The sequence below is a fragment of the Streptomyces drozdowiczii genome, assembly GCF_026167665.1.
Lineage (GTDB): Bacteria > Actinomycetota > Actinomycetes > Streptomycetales > Streptomycetaceae > Streptomyces > Streptomyces drozdowiczii_A.
Genome location: NZ_CP098740.1, coordinates 1669748 through 1685578 on the forward strand (window position 1 = coordinate 1669748; position 15831 = coordinate 1685578).

Annotated in this window: 10 protein-coding genes and 2 pseudogenes; 2 read left to right on the top strand and 10 right to left on the bottom strand. The window is 71.5% G+C overall.

Annotation, left to right across the window (positions count from 1 at the left end; genetic code table 11):
- Window positions 1-403: 403 nt before the first annotated feature.
- Window positions 404-1786 (bottom strand): M16 family metallopeptidase, encoded by a 1383-nt coding sequence (locus tag NEH16_RS07320; RefSeq protein ID WP_073967436.1) that lies wholly within the window; start codon window positions 1784-1786, stop codon window positions 404-406.
- A 26-nt stretch (window positions 1787-1812) separates the two neighbouring features.
- Entirely contained in the window at window positions 1813-3183 is a 1371-nt protein-coding gene (locus tag NEH16_RS07325; RefSeq protein ID WP_199879147.1) for a M16 family metallopeptidase, read from the bottom strand.
- A gap of 311 nt (window positions 3184-3494) precedes the next feature.
- On the opposite strand from NEH16_RS07325, the gene NEH16_RS07330 reads away from it, so the two are divergent.
- The gene (locus tag NEH16_RS07330) at window positions 3495-5945 is read left to right on the top strand and encodes a DNA gyrase/topoisomerase IV subunit A (RefSeq protein ID WP_265540345.1); all 2451 of its coding nucleotides are present in this window, start codon (window positions 3495-3497) and stop codon (window positions 5943-5945) included.
- Window positions 5946-5971: 26 nt separating this feature from the next.
- Here the strand turns inward: NEH16_RS07330 and NEH16_RS07335 are convergent, their stop codons facing one another.
- Window positions 5972-7072: a CobW family GTP-binding protein gene (locus NEH16_RS07335; RefSeq protein ID WP_265540347.1), complete on the bottom strand. Its 1101-nt coding sequence runs from the start codon at window positions 7070-7072 to the stop codon at window positions 5972-5974.
- Window positions 7073-7091: 19 nt separating this feature from the next.
- Window positions 7092-8252 (bottom strand): citrate synthase/methylcitrate synthase, encoded by a 1161-nt coding sequence (locus NEH16_RS07340; RefSeq protein ID WP_265540349.1) that lies wholly within the window; start codon window positions 8250-8252, stop codon window positions 7092-7094.
- Between the two features lie 135 nt (window positions 8253-8387).
- Between NEH16_RS07340 and NEH16_RS07345 the strand changes: the two genes are divergently transcribed.
- Window positions 8388-9644: a citrate synthase gene (locus NEH16_RS07345; protein ID WP_265540350.1), complete on the top strand. Its 1257-nt coding sequence runs from the start codon at window positions 8388-8390 to the stop codon at window positions 9642-9644.
- A 40-nt stretch (window positions 9645-9684) separates the two neighbouring features.
- On the opposite strand, the pseudogene NEH16_RS07350 reads toward NEH16_RS07345, so the two are convergent.
- The 6 genes and pseudogenes from NEH16_RS07350 to NEH16_RS07375 all read right to left on the bottom strand — a co-directional run bounded on the left by NEH16_RS07350 (window position 9685) and on the right by NEH16_RS07375 (window position 15678).
- Window positions 9685-10703: pseudogene (locus NEH16_RS07350) on the bottom strand (LacI family DNA-binding transcriptional regulator).
- A 459-nt stretch (window positions 10704-11162) separates the two neighbouring features.
- Window positions 11163-12754: pseudogene (locus NEH16_RS07355) on the bottom strand (solute symporter family protein).
- Window positions 12751-13194 (bottom strand): DUF485 domain-containing protein, encoded by a 444-nt coding sequence (locus NEH16_RS07360; protein ID WP_265547099.1) that lies wholly within the window; start codon window positions 13192-13194, stop codon window positions 12751-12753. The pseudogene NEH16_RS07355 and the gene NEH16_RS07360 overlap by 4 nt, the downstream one beginning before the upstream one ends.
- 131 nt (window positions 13195-13325) lie before the next feature.
- A complete protein-coding gene (locus NEH16_RS07365; protein WP_073967427.1) occupies window positions 13326-14003 on the bottom strand; it encodes a response regulator in 678 nt (225 codons plus the stop codon).
- On the bottom strand, window positions 14000-15163 hold the full coding sequence (locus NEH16_RS07370; protein WP_265540352.1) for a sensor histidine kinase: 1164 nt from the start codon (window positions 15161-15163) through the stop codon (window positions 14000-14002). Before NEH16_RS07370 ends, NEH16_RS07365 begins: the two co-directional genes overlap by 4 nt.
- Window positions 15160-15678 (bottom strand): CcdC protein domain-containing protein, encoded by a 519-nt coding sequence (locus tag NEH16_RS07375; RefSeq protein WP_265540354.1) that lies wholly within the window; start codon window positions 15676-15678, stop codon window positions 15160-15162. The genes NEH16_RS07370 and NEH16_RS07375 overlap by 4 nt, the downstream gene beginning before the upstream one ends.
- Window positions 15679-15831 lie beyond the last annotated feature (153 nt).

The following is a 15831-nucleotide window of genomic DNA, read 5'->3' on the forward strand; positions in this document are numbered from 1 at the left end:
CGGGTCAGCAGGGGGCGCCCCCTGGCCCTTGAGGCCGGGGAGGGTTCGGAGCAGGAAGGTCTCCTACGGACGCCCGGCCCCTGACGGAGCACCGGCATCCGATTCACCCCAGGGACTGTGGGTCCCCGGCTCCCCGGGCTCGCGCCTGACGGGGGCTCGGCGATGGCTGCCCGGTACGCCACGGATGCGCGTACGAGTGGCGGACAGCGGACCCGACGCTAAGCGGAGGGACTTCCCGCCACCAAACGGACACCGGCCTTTGTAGCGCATCCCACAGGGCGGATCGACCTCTTTATGCCCACAGGGTGCGGAAGCGAAGAAAAGGGATGAATCGCGCGGGGAGGGTCCGGCGCGGCCGTGCGCCGGACCCTCCCCGTTGCCCGTTCAACGGGCGGGCGCCGGGTCAGCCCGTGACGACCGACACCTCTCCGATGCCGAGTGCCCTGACCGGCTCCTCGATGCGCGAGGCGTCCCCGACCAGGACCGTGACCAGCCGGTCCACCGGGAAGGCGTTGACCACGGCCGCGGTCGCCTCGACGGTGCCGGTCTCGGCGAGGCGGGCGTACAGCGTCGCCTGGTAGTCGTCCGGGAGGTGCTGCTCGACCTGGTCCGCGAGGGTGCTCGCCACGGAGGCCGCCGTCTCGAACTTCAGGGGCGCGACGCCCACGAGGTTCTGCACGGCCGTCTCGCGCTCGGCGTCCGTCAGACCCTCGGCGGCCAGCGTCCGCAGGACCTTCCACAGGTCGTCCAGCGCCGGTCCGGTGGACTCGGTGTCCACGGAACCGCTGATGGCGAGCATCGCGGCGCCCGTCGCACCCGAGACGGAGTCGGCGGCGCCGGAGCGGAGCACCTGCGCGAAGGCCCGCACGCCGTAGGTGTAGCCCTTCTCCTCGCGCAGCACCCGGTCGAGCCGGGAGGTCAGCGTGCCGCCCAGGCAGTAGGTGCCGAGGACCTGGGCGGGCCACACGCTGTCGTGGCGGTCGGCGCCGATGCGGCCGATCAGCAGCTGCGTCTGCACCGCGCCGGGACGGTCCACGATGATCACCCGGCCGGTGTCGTCGGCCGTGATCGGCGGAACGGGACGCGGTTCGGCGGTGTTCCCGGACCAGTCGCCGAGGGTTTCGGCGAGCAGCGCGTCCAGGTCGATGCCGGTGAGGTCGCCGACGACCACGGCGGTCGCGGTGGAGGGGCGGATGTGCGCGTCGTAGAAGGCGCGCACGGCCGCGGCGTCGATCCGCTCGATGGTCTCCTCGGTACCCAGGCGCGGGCGCGACATGCGGGCCGTGGCCGGGAACAGCTCCTTGGAGAGCTGCTTGGCCGCGCGGCGGGCCGGGTTGGCCTGCTCGTGCGGAATCTCGTCCAGCCGGTTGCGCACCAGGCGCTCGATCTCGCTGTCGGCGAAGGCCGGCGCCCGCAGCGCCTCGGCGACCAGGCCGAGCGCCTTGGCCAGGCGCGATGCCGGCACCTCCAGGGAGACCCGGACGCCGGGGTGGTCGGCGTGGGCGTCGAGGGTGGCGCCGCACCGCTCCAGCTCGGCGGCGAACTCCTCGGCGCTCTGCTTGTCGGTGCCCTCGGACAGGGCGCGCGACATGATCGTGGCCACGCCGTCCAGACCCTCGGGCTCGGCGTCCAGGGGGGCGGCGAGGAAGATCTCGACGGCGACGACCTGCTGGCCGGGGCGGTGGCAGCGCAGGACCGTGAGGCCGTTGGGCAGGGAGCCGCGCTCGGGCGCGGGGAAGGCCCAGGGCCGGGCCACGCCGGGAGCGGGCTGGGGGTGGAACTGCATCGAAACTTCAGTCGCGGCAGCGTCGGTCACTGGTCCGCCCCTTCGTGCGCGTCGGTGTCGGTGGCGGCTTCGGCCTCTTCGTCGGCCTCGGCGGGCTCGACCGGTTCGTAGACCAGGACCGCCCGGTTGTCGGGCCGCAACTGCGCCTGCGCGGCGGCCTTGACCTCCTCGGCCGTGACGTCGAGCACCCGGTCCACGGCGGACAGCGCGAGCTGCGGGTCGCCGAACAGCACGGCATACCGGCACAGTTCGTCGGCGCGGCCCGCGACCGTGCCGAGGCGGTCCAGCCATTCGCGCTCCAACTGGGCCTGGGCGCGCTCCATCTCCTCGGCCGTCGGGCCCTCCTCGGCGAACCGGGCCAGCTCCTCGTCGACGGCGGCCTCGATCTCCGCCACCTCGACGCCGCCGGACGTCTTGACGTCCAGCCAGCCCAGGGAGGGCGCACCGGCGAGCCGGAGCAGCCCGAATCCGGCGGCCACGGCCGTACGGTCGCGCCGGACCAGGCGGTTGTGCAGCCGGGAGGACTCGCCGCCGCCGAGCACGGTCAGGGCGAGGTCCGCGGCGTCGCACTCGCGGGTGCCGTCGTGGGGCAGCCGGTAGGCGGCCATCAGGGCGCGCGCCGGCACCTCCTCGCGTACCTCCTCGCGCAGCTGGCCGCCCATGATCGTGGGCAGCGAGCCGTCGCGCGGCGGCTGCTTGCCGTCGTGGGAGGGGATGGAGCCAAAGTACTTCTCGATCCAGGCGAGGGTCTGCTCGGGGTCGATGTCGCCGACGACCGACAGCACCGCGTTGTTGGGCGCGTAGTACGTGCGGAAGAAGGCGCGGGCGTCCTCCAGGGTCGCCGCGTCCAGGTCGGCCATGGAGCCGATCGGGGTGTGGTGGTACGGGTGGCCCTCGGGGTAGGCCAGCGCGGTCAGCCGCTCGAAGGCGGTGCCGTACGGGACGTTGTCGTAGCGCTGGCGGCGCTCGTTCTTGACGACGTCGCGCTGGTTCTCCATGGACTCCTCGTCGAGCGCGGCGAGCAGCGAGCCCATCCGGTCGGCTTCGAGCCACAGGGCCAGCTCCAGCTGGTGCGTGGGCATGGTCTCGAAGTAGTTGGTCCGCTCGAAACTGGTGGTGCCGTTGAGCGAGCCGCCGGCGCCCTGCACCAGCTCGAAGTGTCCGTTCCCCTTGACCTGGCCGGAGCCCTGGAACATCAGGTGCTCGAAGAGGTGGGCCAGGCCCGTACGGCCCTTGACCTCGTGGCGCGAGCCGACGTCGTACCAGAGGCACACCGCCGCGACCGGGGTCAGATGGTCCTCGGAGAGCACCACGCGCAGGCCGTTGGCCAGACGGTGCTCGGTCGCTGTCAAGCCGCCGGAGCCGGCCTGGGCTGTGGCCGTGTGACCCATGGGCATGTACGTCCCTTCGATCGCGCTACTGGATGTCCATATGAAGAAGCCGCTGCGGGAGGCTGCTTCGAAAGGTTGCTTCGAGACACCCGCCACTGTATGCAAGCGAACCGGCACCTGCCGAAGTTCCCGTGCGGCGAAGCTGCGAGCGAAATTCCCCGGAAGGTGGTCCTCCGCCACCTCGGGACGGTCGGCGCGGGCCCTTCGGGACGGGTCGAGGTCGGGGTTGTCAGTGCGGCGGTCCACAATGGACCGCGTCAGAACCTGAGGGAACCTGAGGTTGCCCGCTCGAAATCCGTGAAGGAGTCGCAGCAGCGATGGCCCGCCGCAGCACGAAGACCCCGCCGCCGGTCGACTTCGAGGAGAAGATCCTCGACATCGACGTCGTCGACGAAATGCAGGGCTCCTTCCTCGAGTACGCGTACTCGGTGATCTACTCCCGGGCCCTCCCGGACGCCCGTGACGGCATGAAGCCGGTGCACCGCCGCATCGTCTACCAGATGAACGAGATGGGCCTGCGCCCGGACCGCGGCTTCGTGAAGTGCGCCCGCGTCGTCGGCGAGGTCATGGGCAAGCTGCACCCGCACGGCGACGCGTCGATCTACGACGCGCTGGTGCGCATGGCCCAGCCGTTCTCCATGCGCCTCCCCCTCGTCGACGGACACGGGAACTTCGGCTCCCTGGGCAACGACGACCCGCCGGCCGCCATGCGGTACACCGAGTGCCGGATGGCCGACGCGACCTCGCTGATGACGGAGTCGATCGACGAGGAGACGGTCGCCTTCCAGTCGAACTACGACGGTCAGGAGCAGGAGCCGGTCGTCCTCCCGGCGGCCTACCCCAACCTCCTGGTCAACGGCACGACCGGGATCGCGGTCGGCATGGCCACCAACATGCCGCCGCACAATCTGGGCGAGGTCATCGCCGCGGCCCGGCATCTGATCAAGCATCCGGGCGCGGACCTGGAGACGCTGATGCGGTACGTCCCCGGTCCCGACCTGCCGACGGGCGGGCGGATCGTGGGCCTCGGCGGCATCAAGGACGCCTACGCCAACGGCCGGGGCTCGTTCAAGATCCGTGCCACGGTGGCCGTGGAGAACGTCACGCCGCGCCGCAAGGGCCTCGTCGTCACCGAACTGCCCTTCACCGTCGGGCCCGAGAAGGTCATCTCCAAGATCAAGGACCTGGTCTCGGCGAAGAAGCTCCAGGGCATCGCCGACGTCAAGGACCTCACGGACCGCTCGCACGGCCTGCGCCTGGTCATCGAGATCAAGAACGGCTTCGTGCCGGAGGCGGTGCTGGAGCAGCTCTACAAGCTGACGCCGATGGAGGAGTCCTTCGGCATCAACAACGTGGCCCTGGTCGACGGCCAGCCGCTCACGCTGGGGCTGAAGGAGCTGCTGGAGGTCTATCTCGACCACCGCTTCGACGTGGTGCGCCGGCGCAGCGAGTTCCGCCGGACCAAGCGCCGCAACCGGCTGCACCTGGTCGAGGGCCTGCTCGTCGCGCTGGTGGACATCGACGAGGTCATCCGGCTCATCCGGTCCAGCGACAATTCGGCGCAGGCGAAGGAGCGGCTCATGGAGCGCTTCTCGCTGAGCGAGATCCAGACGCAGTACATCCTGGACACGCCGCTGCGCCGGCTCACCCGGTTCGACCGCATCGAGCTGGAGAGCGAGCGGGACCGGCTCGACGCCGAGATCGCCGAGCTGACGTCGATCCTGGAATCGGATACCGAACTCCGCAAGCTGGTCTCCGCGGAACTGGCCGCGGTCGCGAAGAAGTTCGGCACGTCCCGGCGCACGGTGCTGCTGGAGTCGGCCGGTTCGCAGGTCGCGTCGGTGCCGCTGGAGGTGGCGGACGACCCGTGCCGGGTGCTGCTGTCCTCGACGGGCCTGCTGGCGCGTACGGCCAACGACGAGCCGATCGTCGTCGGTGAGGGCGCCAAGCGCTCCAAGCACGATGTGATCGTCTCGGCGGTGGCGGCGACGGCTCGCGGTGACGTCGGGGTGGTGACGTCCAGCGGGCGGCTGCTGCGGCTCCCGGTGATCGATCTCCCCCAGCTGCCGGACACGCACGCGGCGCCCAATCTGTCGGGCGGGGCGACGGTCGACGAGTTCCTCACGCTGGAGGCGGACGAGGAGGTCGTCTGCCTCACCACGCTCGACGAGTCGTCACCGGGTCTGGCCATCGGCACGCTTCAGGGCGTCGTCAAGCGCGTGGTGCCCGACTACCCGGCCAACAAGGACGAGCTGGAGGTCATCACCCTCAAGGACGGTGACCGGATCGTCGGTGCGATGGAGCTGCGTACGGGCGAGGAGGACCTGGTCTTCATCACCTCGGACGCCCAGCTCCTGCGCTACCCGGCCGCGCAGGTCCGCCCGCAGGGGCGGCCGGCCGGCGGTATGGCGGGCGTCAAGCTGGGGGCGGGGGCCAGGGTGCTCTCGTTCGCGGCGGTGGACCCGGCTGTGGACGCGGCGGTGTTCACGGTCGCCGGTTCGCACGGCACGCTGGACGACTCGGTCCTGACCTGCAAGCTCACCCCGTTCGACCAGTATCCGCGCAAGGGCCGGGCGACCGGTGGGGTGCGCTGCCAGCGGTTCCTGAAGGGCGAGGACGTGCTGGTGTTCGCCTGGGCGGGCGCGCTGCCGGCCAGGGCGGCGCAGAAGAACGGCGCTCCGGCCTTGCTGCCCGAGCCCGACCCGCGGCGCGACGGTTCGGGGACGCCGCTGGAGAGCCCGGTCGCGGTGATCGCCGGCCCGGCGTAGGCCGTCCGGCCCGGCGGCGGGGCGTGCTACGCGTCGTCGTCGCCGGGCTGTTGCACGTAACGCAGGACGCCCCACATGGCCCGCTCGTGTGCGGCGTCCTGCCGCGTTTCCCCGGCCGGGTCCTCCGTAACCCCGCAGCGCTCCAGTTCCTCGCGCAGGGCCGGTGCGTCGATGCCTGAGCCGATCAGGACGAGTTGGGTCCGCTTCGGTTCGCCGCGCGTCCAGGGCCTGGGGGTGAACCGCAGGAACCTGCCGACGGCGTGCACCCCGTAGACGTTGCCGGGGTCACCCGCGCCGAAATCGACGTACCCCTTGATGCGGTACAGCCCCTCGGGCCGTGAGTCGAGGAACCGCATCAGCCTGCGCGGGTCCATCGGCACGTCGGAGTCGAAGTCGACGCTCTCGTACGCGGTGTGCAGATGGCCTCCGTGTCCGTCGCCGTCCTCCGCCGCGCGCTCCTCCAGGTAGAGGTCCTCGAAGGTGAGCTGACGGGCCTTCTCCTCGGCCTCGGGCCGCAGCGCCGGGTCGAAGAGCAGCTCGGGGTCGATGCGTCCGTACGCGGCCGGGATGATCGCCGCGGTGCTGCCGGTCTCCGCTACGGCCTTCCGGACGCGGGCACACTCCTCGTCCCCGGCCCGGTCCGTCTTGTTGAGCACGACGAGATCGGCCACCGCGAGATGGCGGCCGATCTCCGGATGGCGCTTCCGGGTCGCCTCGAACTCGGCTGCGTCGACCACCTCGACCAGTCCCCCGTACACGATGTGCGGGTTGTCGCTGGCGAGGATCATGCGGACGAGCTCCTGCGGCTCGGCCAGGCCGCTCGCCTCGATGACGATGACGTCGAGCCGGGCGGAGGGCCGGGTCAGGGTCTCCAGGTAGGTGTCCAGCTCGCTCGCGTCGACCGCGCAGCACAGGCAGCCGCCGCCCAGCGACACGGTGGACCCGACCTGCCCGGAGACGGTCATGGCGTCGATCTCGATGGCCCCGAAGTCGTTGACGATCACGCCGATCCGGTTGCCCGCGCGGTGGAGCAGGAGGTGGTTGAGCAGCGTCGTCTTGCCGGATCCCAGGAATCCCGCGAGGACGATGACCGGGATACGGGGGCGGTGGGGCGACGACGAGCTCAACGGGGGCCTTCCTGCGGGGTCAGACTGCCGGGACGGGCTGGGGCGGGGGCGGACCGACGTAGCGGGCCGCCGGGCGGATGATCTTGGAGTCCTCCGCCTGCTCCAGGATATTGGCGCTCCAGCCCACGACCCGCGCCGTGCAGAAGGTGGGCGTGAACATCTCGCGCGGCAGTCCGCACAGCTCCATGACCACCCCGGCGTAGAACTCCACGTTGGTGTGGAGTTCGCGTCCGGGCTTCAGCTCGGCGAGGATCGCCTCGACCTGGCGTTCCACCTCGACCGCGAACTCCACGAGCGGGCCGCCGAAGCCCTGGGCGATGGACCGCAGCATGCGCGAGCGGGGGTCCTCAGTGCGGTAGACCGGGTGGCCGAAGCCCATGATCCGGTCGCCCGCAAGGACGCGTTCGCGGATCCAGCCGTCGATGCGGTCCGGGGTGCCGATCGCGTCGAGCGTGTCCAGGGCGCGGCTGGGGGCGCCGCCGTGCAGGGGGCCGGAAAGGGCTCCGACGGCGGCGACCAGGCAGGCGGCGACGTCCGCTCCGGTCGAGGCGACGACCCGTCCGGTGAACGTCGAGGCGTTGAAGCCGTGGTCCACGGTGGAGATCAGATACTGCTCGACCGCCCTGGCCCGGTCCGCTTCCGGGACGGAACCGGTGAGCATGTACAGGTAGTTGGCCGCGTGCGGCAGGTCGGCGCGTGGCTCGACGGGTTCGAGGCCCTGGCCGAGGCGGTGCAGGGCGGTCAGCACGGTGGGGACGGCGGCGCAGAGGGCCAGGGCGTCGGCCCGGCGCCGGTCCGCGTCGATGTCGTACACCGGCCGGAACCCGGCCGAGGCGCCGAGCAGGGAGAGCGCCGTGCGCAGCCCGGACAGCGGGCCGGAGACCGCGCTCGCACGCGCTATGGCGGGCAGGGCATCGCGTACGGCGTCGGGCAGGACGCGCAGGGCGGCGGTGCGTGCGGCGAAGTCGGCGCGGGCGTCCGGGCCGGGCAGCTCGCCCTCGGTCATGAGGTACCAGACGTCCTCGAAGCTGCGGGTCTGCGCCAGCTCGACCGCCGAGTACTGGCGGTAGTGGTAGAAGCCCTCGCGGCCCCGGACGTCCCCGAGCGCCGTATCGGTCACAACGACGCCCGCGAGCCCTCGGGGGACGTCGAGCGGTGTTCCGCCGGTCATGGTCGTCATTACTTCCTCCGTGGACAGTCGGGTGACTCCTTCATATTGATTCGACTGTCCATGCATGACTGGATTCTTGTCAATGTTGATTGAATCAATATAAATGCATGGATACCAAGGGCGCCGTATGGATACGGTGGCGGCATGACGGAGCGATCAGAGGCGGACGGACAGCGGCTCACGACGCGCGAGGCGGCCGAGCGCCTGGGGGTGAAGCCCGAGACGGTGTACGCGTACGTCAGCCGGGGCCAGCTGAGCAGCAGCCGGGTACCGGGCGGCCGAGGCAGTACGTTCGACGCGGCGGAGGTCGATGCGCTGGCCCGGCGGACAGGGCGCAGGGAGACGGCCTCGCCCCCGGGCGAACCGGCCGTCCGTACCGGCATCACGCTCATCGGCGACGACCGCTACTACTTCCGGGGCGTGGACGCGACGGAGCTGGCCGCGCGCTATGCGTACGAGGAGGTCGCCGAGTGGCTGTGGACCGGTGAGCTGCGGCCGGGCGTCCGCTTCACGGCTCCGGAGCAGGCGATGGAGGCGGCCCGGCGGGCGGTCGGCGCGCTGCCGGTGCACTGCGGGCCCACGGACCGGCTCCGGGTGGCCGTGGTGGCCGCCGCTGCCGCCGACCCGCTGCGCTTCGACCTGTCGCGCGAGACCGTGCTCGGCGGCGCGCGCAGCCTGATCCCGACGCTGGTCGCGGCGTTGCCGACGGTGGGCGGGGTGGCGGAGGACTGCCCGTCGGCTTCCGGCGGCCTGGCCCGTCAACTGTGGCCGAAACTCACCGCCCGTCGGCCGGACGAGCCCTCAGTCGCCGCCCTGGACGCGGCACTTGCGCTGCTCATCGACCACGATCTGGCCGCCTCCACGCTGGCCGCCAGGGTCGCCGCATCGGCCCGGGCGCATCCGTACGCGGTGGTGTCGGCGGGGCTCGGCGTACTGGAAGGCCCCTTGCACGGAGCGGCGAGCGGGCTGGCCCACCGCATGCTGGCCGAGGTACTGGAGCGCGGTGGCGCCGCGCCGGTGGTGGCGGACCACCTGCGGGCCGGCCGCCGGGTGCCGGGGCTCGGACACCGGCTGTACACGGGCGAGGACCCTCGCGCCCGTACGCTGTTCGGCCTGCTCGAACACGTCCCGCAGGCCGGACCGGCCCTGGCCGCCGCCCGCGACGTGGTCGCCACCACCGCGCGGGACGTGCCTCTGCACGCCAACATCGACCTGGCGCTGGCCGTGCTCTCGGTCGCCTCGGGCATGCCCGCAGAGGCGGGAGAGACGGTGTTCGCGATCTCCCGTACGGCGGGCTGGATCGCGCATGCGCTGGAGGAGTACGGGGAACGCCCGCTGCGGATGCGCCCCAGCGGGCACTACACCGGTCCCCGGCCGCCCCAGCCACTCCCGTCCCCGTAGGCACGCAATTGGCGGCTTCGGGGGTGCAAAATCCCGACGGTCAACGGGAAGCCGTACGCGGGGGCTGGGCCGTGGAACCCCGGACGACCAGTTCCGGTTCGAAGAGGAGCTCGTCCGACGGCACCGCGCGACCGCCGATCTGCACGGAGAGCAGTTCCACGGCGGCCCGCCCCATCGCCTCGATCGGCTGGCGGACGGTGGTGAGCGGGGGCTCGGTGCAGTTCATGAAGGCCGAGTCGTCGTATCCCACGACGGACACGTCGTCCGGCACCGACAGGCCCCGCCGACGCGCCGCGCGCACGGCCCCGAGGGCCAGCGGGTCGCTCGCGCAGATGAAGCCGGTGACACCCTCGTCCAACAGCCGCGCGGCGGCGGCCTGCCCGCCCTCCAGCGAGAACATCGCCCGGCTCACCCACTCGTCCGGGATGGTCGTGCCGGACTCCTCCGCGAGCACGCGGGCGGCGGCCAGCTTGCGCTGCGAGGGCATGTGGTCGGAGGGCCGAGCACCAGGCCGATGCGCTCGTGGCCCAGCGACACCAGATGGCGCCACGCCTGCTCGACGGCCACGGAGTCGTCGCAGGAGACGCAGGGGAAGCCGAGATGGGCGATGGCCGCGTTGATCAGAACGACGGGGATCTTGCGGTCGGCCAGCACCTTGTAGTGGTCGTGCGGGGCGTCGGCCTGAGCATAGAGGCCACCGGCGAAGACCACGCCCGAGACCTGCTGCTGGAGAAGCAGTTCGACGTAGTCGGCCTCGGAGACGCCCCCCTTGGTCTGCGTGCAGAGGACCGGCGTGAGGCCCTGCTGGGCGAGCGCGCCGCCGACGACCTCGGCGAAGGCGGGGAAGATCGGGTTCTGCAGTTCGGGCAGGACGAGGCCGACCAGGCGGGCCCGTTCACCGCGCAGCTGGGTCGGGCGCTCGTAACCGAGGACGTCCAGCGCGGAGAGGACGGCCTGCCGCGTGGCGTCGGAAACGCCCGGCTTGCCGTTGAGCACCCGGCTGACCGTGGCCTCGCTGACTCCAACCTTCTGTGCCACCTGAGCAAGTCGTCGCGTCATGCGCGCAAGATTAGCGCAAGAAACGCAAGCAGATTGCGTGGGGTCGGAATCAGAGACGAATTTCAGCAAGTTCCGGCGGGCTGCCCCTCCGCTCCCCCACCGGCGCCACCGTACCCGCCGCCGCCCGGCCCAGGCACCCCTCGGGTAATGAGTCGAACTGCCCCTCCCCTCAAAGACGTGAACGAGTTCGAGGGAGGCGACGGCCGGCACCTGTTCCGACCCATCACCGGTGGGACGAGCTGAAGTACGAACCGCCCCGGGTCGAGGACTACTTGCGCACCTACCGGGCGATGGTCAAGGACTTCGACCTCGCCCACGGCGGAGGCCGGCGAGGACATCCTGCCGGGACCGCAGGAGGCCACGCGGGCCTCCTGCGCACGTCACCGTGTCCTGAACGGGCTGCCGTTCTGGGAGAAGTGCGTGTTCTGCACGGATGGCGCCTGACCGTCCGGCCGACGCTCAGACCGCCCCGGCCCCGGTCATCGCACGCACCTCGATCTCCGCGTGCTTGGCCGCGTCCGGGGGCTCGTTCGCGGTGACGGTCCCGATCCATCCGGCGAGGAAGCCCAGCGGGATGGAGACCAGGCCGGGGTTCTCCAGCGGGAAGACCTGGAAGTCGACGCCGGGGAAGAGCGCGCTGGGGCTGCCGGAAACGACCGGGGAGAGCACCACGAGCAGCACGGCGGGGATCAGCCCGCCGTAGACGGACCAGACCGCCCCGCGCGTGGTGAAGTTGCGCCAGAACAGCGAGTACAGCAGAACCGGGAGATTGGCCGAAGCGGCGACGGCGAAGGCGAGCCCCACCAGGAAGGCGACATTGAGATCCTGGGCGAGCAGGCCCAGCCCGATGGCGGCGACCCCGATGCCCGCCGCCGCCACCCGGGCGACGGTCACCTCGCTGCGCTGCTTGGCGCCGGGGCGCTTGAGCGAGGCGTAGAGATCGTGGGCGACGGATGCCGACGAGGCGAGGGTGATCCCGGCGACGACGGCCAGAATGGTCGCGAAGGCGACGGCGGCGACCACGGCGAACAGGATCGTCCCCCGGTGGAACCCTCGCCCCCGCCCAGCGCCATGGCCAGCAACGGCACAGCCGTGTTCCCCGCGGCATTCGACTCCCGTACGGCGGCCGAGCCGACCAGGGCGGCGGCCCCGAACCCCAGCACGATGGTCATCAGGTAGAAGCTGCCGATGAGGCCGATGGACCAGACGACGGAGCGGCGGGCGGCGCGGGCGGTGGGGACGGTGTAGAAGCGCGACAGGATGTGCGGCAGCCCCGCCGTACCGAGCACCAGGGCGAGGCCCAGGCTGATGAAGTCGATGCGTGCCGTCCAGCTCCCGCCGTACCGGAGACCGGGCGAGAGGAAGTCCTTGCCGTACCCGCTGCGGTCGGCGGCGGAGTTGAGCAACGCGTTGACGTTCCCGTGGAAGTGGACCAGCACGAGCACGGTGAGCACCACGGTGCCCGCCATCAGCAGAACGGCCTTGACGATCTGGATCCAGGTGGTGGCGCGCATGCCGCCGAGCGAGACGTACACGACCATGAGCGCCCCGACGCCGACGACCGTCCAGGAACGGGCGGCGCCGCTCGTACCGCCGAGAAGCAGCGCCACGAGGCTGCCGGCGCCGACCATCTGCGCCACCAGATAGAGCACGGACACGGTGACGGAGGACGTCCCGGCGGCGATGCGGACCGGGCGCTCCGCCATCCGGGCCGCGACCACGTCGGCGAGGGTGAACCGGCCGCAGTTGCGCACGAGTTCGGCGACGAGCAGCAGGACGACGAGCCAGGCGACCAGGAAGCCGACCGAGTACAGCATGCCGTCGTAGCCGAAGAGGGCGATCAGGCCGGAGATGCCCAAGAAGGACGCGGCGGACATGTAGTCGCCCGCGATGGCGAAACCGTTCTCCATGGGCGAGAACAGTCGGCCGCCCGCGTAGAACTCCTCCGCCGAGCCGTGCCTGTGACGGCTCACCCAGGTGGTGATGCCCAGGGTGACCGCGATGAAGGCGCTGAACAGCAGCAGCGCCAGGGTCTGGTGGTCGCCGCTCAACGCCCGGCCCCCCGTGTCATCTCCTGCGTCTCCCACCGCAGATCGAGCGCGGCCCGGTCCCTGCGCAGCCGAGCGTGCCGTGCGTACGCCCCCGTGAGCAGGAATGTCGTCAGGAACTGGCCGAGCCCCACCACCATCGCCACGTTGACCGCCCCGGCCACCGGACGCGCCATCAGCCCGGGCGCGGTCACCGCCGTGACGACATAGGCGAGGTACCAGACGAAGAAGGCCGCGGTGGCGGGTACGACGAAGCGCCGGTAGCGGCGGCGTACCTCCTGGAACGCGTCGCTGCGCTGCACCTCCAGATAGATGTCGGCCGCGCTGTGGCCACCGCGCGGTGCGGCCGGTCGGGGCACCGCGGCGGGCATGGAGCCGGCCGCACCGTCCGGCTCCCCCCACCCGGAGGTCAGCGCGTCGTCCCACGGGTCGTCGAGCCGCATCGCCGCGGACTCGCGCCCTGCTTCCTTCTCCACCGAACAACTCCCCTTGTCCACGGACCACTTCGGCCGCATATCCAAGAATGGGCAGATCGGGAAGATCCCGGGCACTTCATTCGCGAGACTTCACCTCTTCAGGTGAAGGATCTCCCGGGTGGGCGCACCATCCCCCGCATGTACGCATAGCGCACCGCCTGAGCGCGGTCGCGCAGGCCCGCCTTGGCGAAGAGGTTGTTGATGTGGCTCTTCACCGTGGCCTGCGAGATGTGGAGGGCGCGGGCGATGTCCGCGTTGGACATCCCCTCGGCGATGAGGACCAGCACCTCGGCCTCCCGGGGGGTCATCCCGTCCGGCGGCTCCGGCTCACCCCCGCCACCGGCCGCTAGGGGCCCCTCCGTCACCTGCTCCAGGAGCCGCCGCTGCACCGTCGGCGAGAGCCCTGCCTCGCCCGAGAGCACGGCGTGGACGGCCCTCACGATCTCGTCGCCCCCGGCGTCCTTGGTGAGGTATCCCCGTGCGCCCGCCCGCAGCGCCGGGAACAGGGAGTCGTCGTCCGCGAAGGTCGTGAGCACCACGACCTGTGTGCCGGGGAACTCCGCACGGATGCGCCGGGTCGCCTCCACCCCGTCGCAGCGGGGCATCCGCAGGTCCATCAGCACCACGTCCGGCGCGTGCTCGGCCACCTGCGCGACCGCTTCCTCCCCGTCCTTCGCCGATCCGACGACCTCGATGCCGGGCAGCAGGCCGAGCAGCATGACGATGCCTTCCCGTACCACCGCCTGATCGTCGGCCACCACCACCCGCGCGGTCACGCGGGCACCCGCAGACTCACCACGAACCCCTCCTTGCCCGGGCCTGCCTCCAGCGTGCCGCCCAGCAACTCGGCCCGCTCCCGCATCCCGAGCAGACCGTATCCGGAACCGCTGACAGCCAGATCCCCTTCCGGACTCCGCCCTCCCGAGTCCCTGACCTCCAGCACGACGAAGTCGGGCTGGTACTCCAGCCGGAGCTGCACCCTGGCTCCGGGCGCGTGCTTGCGCACGTTGGTCAGGGCCTCCTGTGCCACCCGGCGGACCGCCTGCGACGCCTGGGCGGTCAGGGCGCGCCGCTCCCCCTCGACCCTGACCTCGGCCGGCTCAGCAGTCACCAGCTGCCTCAGGAAGTCCTCCACCGGTGACACCTCGCCCCGCAGCGCGGAGAGCGCCTGACGGGTCTCGGAGAGGCCCTCCCGGGCCATCGACCGGGCGGCGACGACCCGTTGCAGGACCTGATCCCGGAATTCCCCGGCGGGCTCTCTCTCGATCAGCAGGCGCGCGGCCTCCAGGTGCACCAGCTGCGCGGAGAGGCTGTGGGCCAGCACGTCGTGGATCTCCCGGGCGATCCTGGAGCGCTCGTCCAGCGCGGCCCTCTCCGCCTCCGCGACCCTGGCCGCCCGTTCCTGGGCGAGCAGCCGTTGCGCACTGCCACGGGCCTCGGCGTCCAGCCGGAGCACATACCCGGCGAGACAGAGGCCGGCCGTGGTCGCAGCGGTGGTCAACCAGTCGTCGGTGTCGACCACGACGTAGGCACCGAGGGCCACCGCTGTGGCCGGCGCTCCCGCCGCCAGGGGCAGCCGTTCCAGAGCGGTGACGGCGCAGGCGCACCAGAGCACCGTCGCGGGCACCGTCGCCCCCGCCTGTCCCGCCCCGAATCCGGCCAGCACGAGCATCCCGAGCAGACCGAGCGACGGCCACAGGCGGTTGTCGAGACTGGTCCGGAAGAAGGCGACGCCGAGCAGTGCGCAGACGAGCACCCCGATCAGCCCGACGACGATCTCCCAGGGCCCGAACAGCCCGTTGGTGAAGGTGCCCCACAGCATCAGAGTGAGCAGGCCGGTCCGTACGGACCAGCCGATCACTCTGCGCGGGCGGCTGCGGGTGTCCCGGGCGAGCGCCTCCCTCGACGGCCAGCTCGTCCAGGCATCGGGTGTCACACGCGGTCCTTCCACTCCTGCCGCACCTCGGCGCCGACGACGGGCCCTCCGTGCGGCCCCGATATCGCTGCGGCCCGGCGCGCCAGCAGCCCCTCCCGTATCAGCAGAGTCACCGCGAGAGCCGTCATCAGGGCAGGGCCGCCCTGATGCACGCCCAGCACCAAGGCGACGCCGTACAGAGCGGCCCGCAGGGCCAGTCCGCCGGCCCAGACCAGGGCCGTGGCCTTGGTCCCCTTGCTCCACAGGGAGCCGTCCTCAGCGCGCCAGACCCGGGATGTCCACGCCCATCCGGCACCCGTGACCAGCCCGACGACGAGTTCGGCGCCCAGGACGACGACCGAGGTCATCCGGTGATGCGGGTCGACGAGTCCGGGTTCCCGCAGGGCCATGACGAGCAGGACGCCGGGCAGAACCCACCTGCGCCGGTCGCCCGAGATCCGTTGGGCGGAGCACTGACGGACCACGACGACGGCGATGACCGCGATGATCACCAGGGTGTTGACGAGCCCGGACATGGGCGCCTCCGAGATGCGAGAAGTTCTGCGTCTCCGAAGCTACGGAACAGACCAGCCCAGCAGATCGGCTCCAGGGTGGATCATGGGTGGAGATGTCGTCTCCACCCACGGGTGGAGACGACATCTCGGGGGCGGTCGCCGCCGGACTCGGCC

Coding starts and splice junctions, on each gene's coding strand:
- NEH16_RS07320 (WP_073967436.1), bottom strand. CDS start 1,786: ATGCAGTTCCACCCCCAGCCCGCTCCCGGCGTGGCCCGGCCCTGGGCC.
- NEH16_RS07325 (WP_199879147.1), bottom strand. CDS start 3,183: ATGCCCATGGGTCACACGGCCACAGCCCAGGCCGGCTCCGGCGGCTTG.
- NEH16_RS07330 (WP_265540345.1), top strand. CDS start 3,495: ATGGCCCGCCGCAGCACGAAGACCCCGCCGCCGGTCGACTTCGAGGAG.
- NEH16_RS07340 (WP_265540349.1), bottom strand. CDS start 8,252: ATGACGACCATGACCGGCGGAACACCGCTCGACGTCCCCCGAGGGCTC.
- NEH16_RS07345 (WP_265540350.1), top strand. CDS start 8,388: ATGACGGAGCGATCAGAGGCGGACGGACAGCGGCTCACGACGCGCGAG.
- NEH16_RS07360 (WP_265547099.1), bottom strand. CDS start 13,194: ATGCGGCTCGACGACCCGTGGGACGACGCGCTGACCTCCGGGTGGGGG.
- NEH16_RS07375 (WP_265540354.1), bottom strand. CDS start 15,678: ATGTCCGGGCTCGTCAACACCCTGGTGATCATCGCGGTCATCGCCGTC.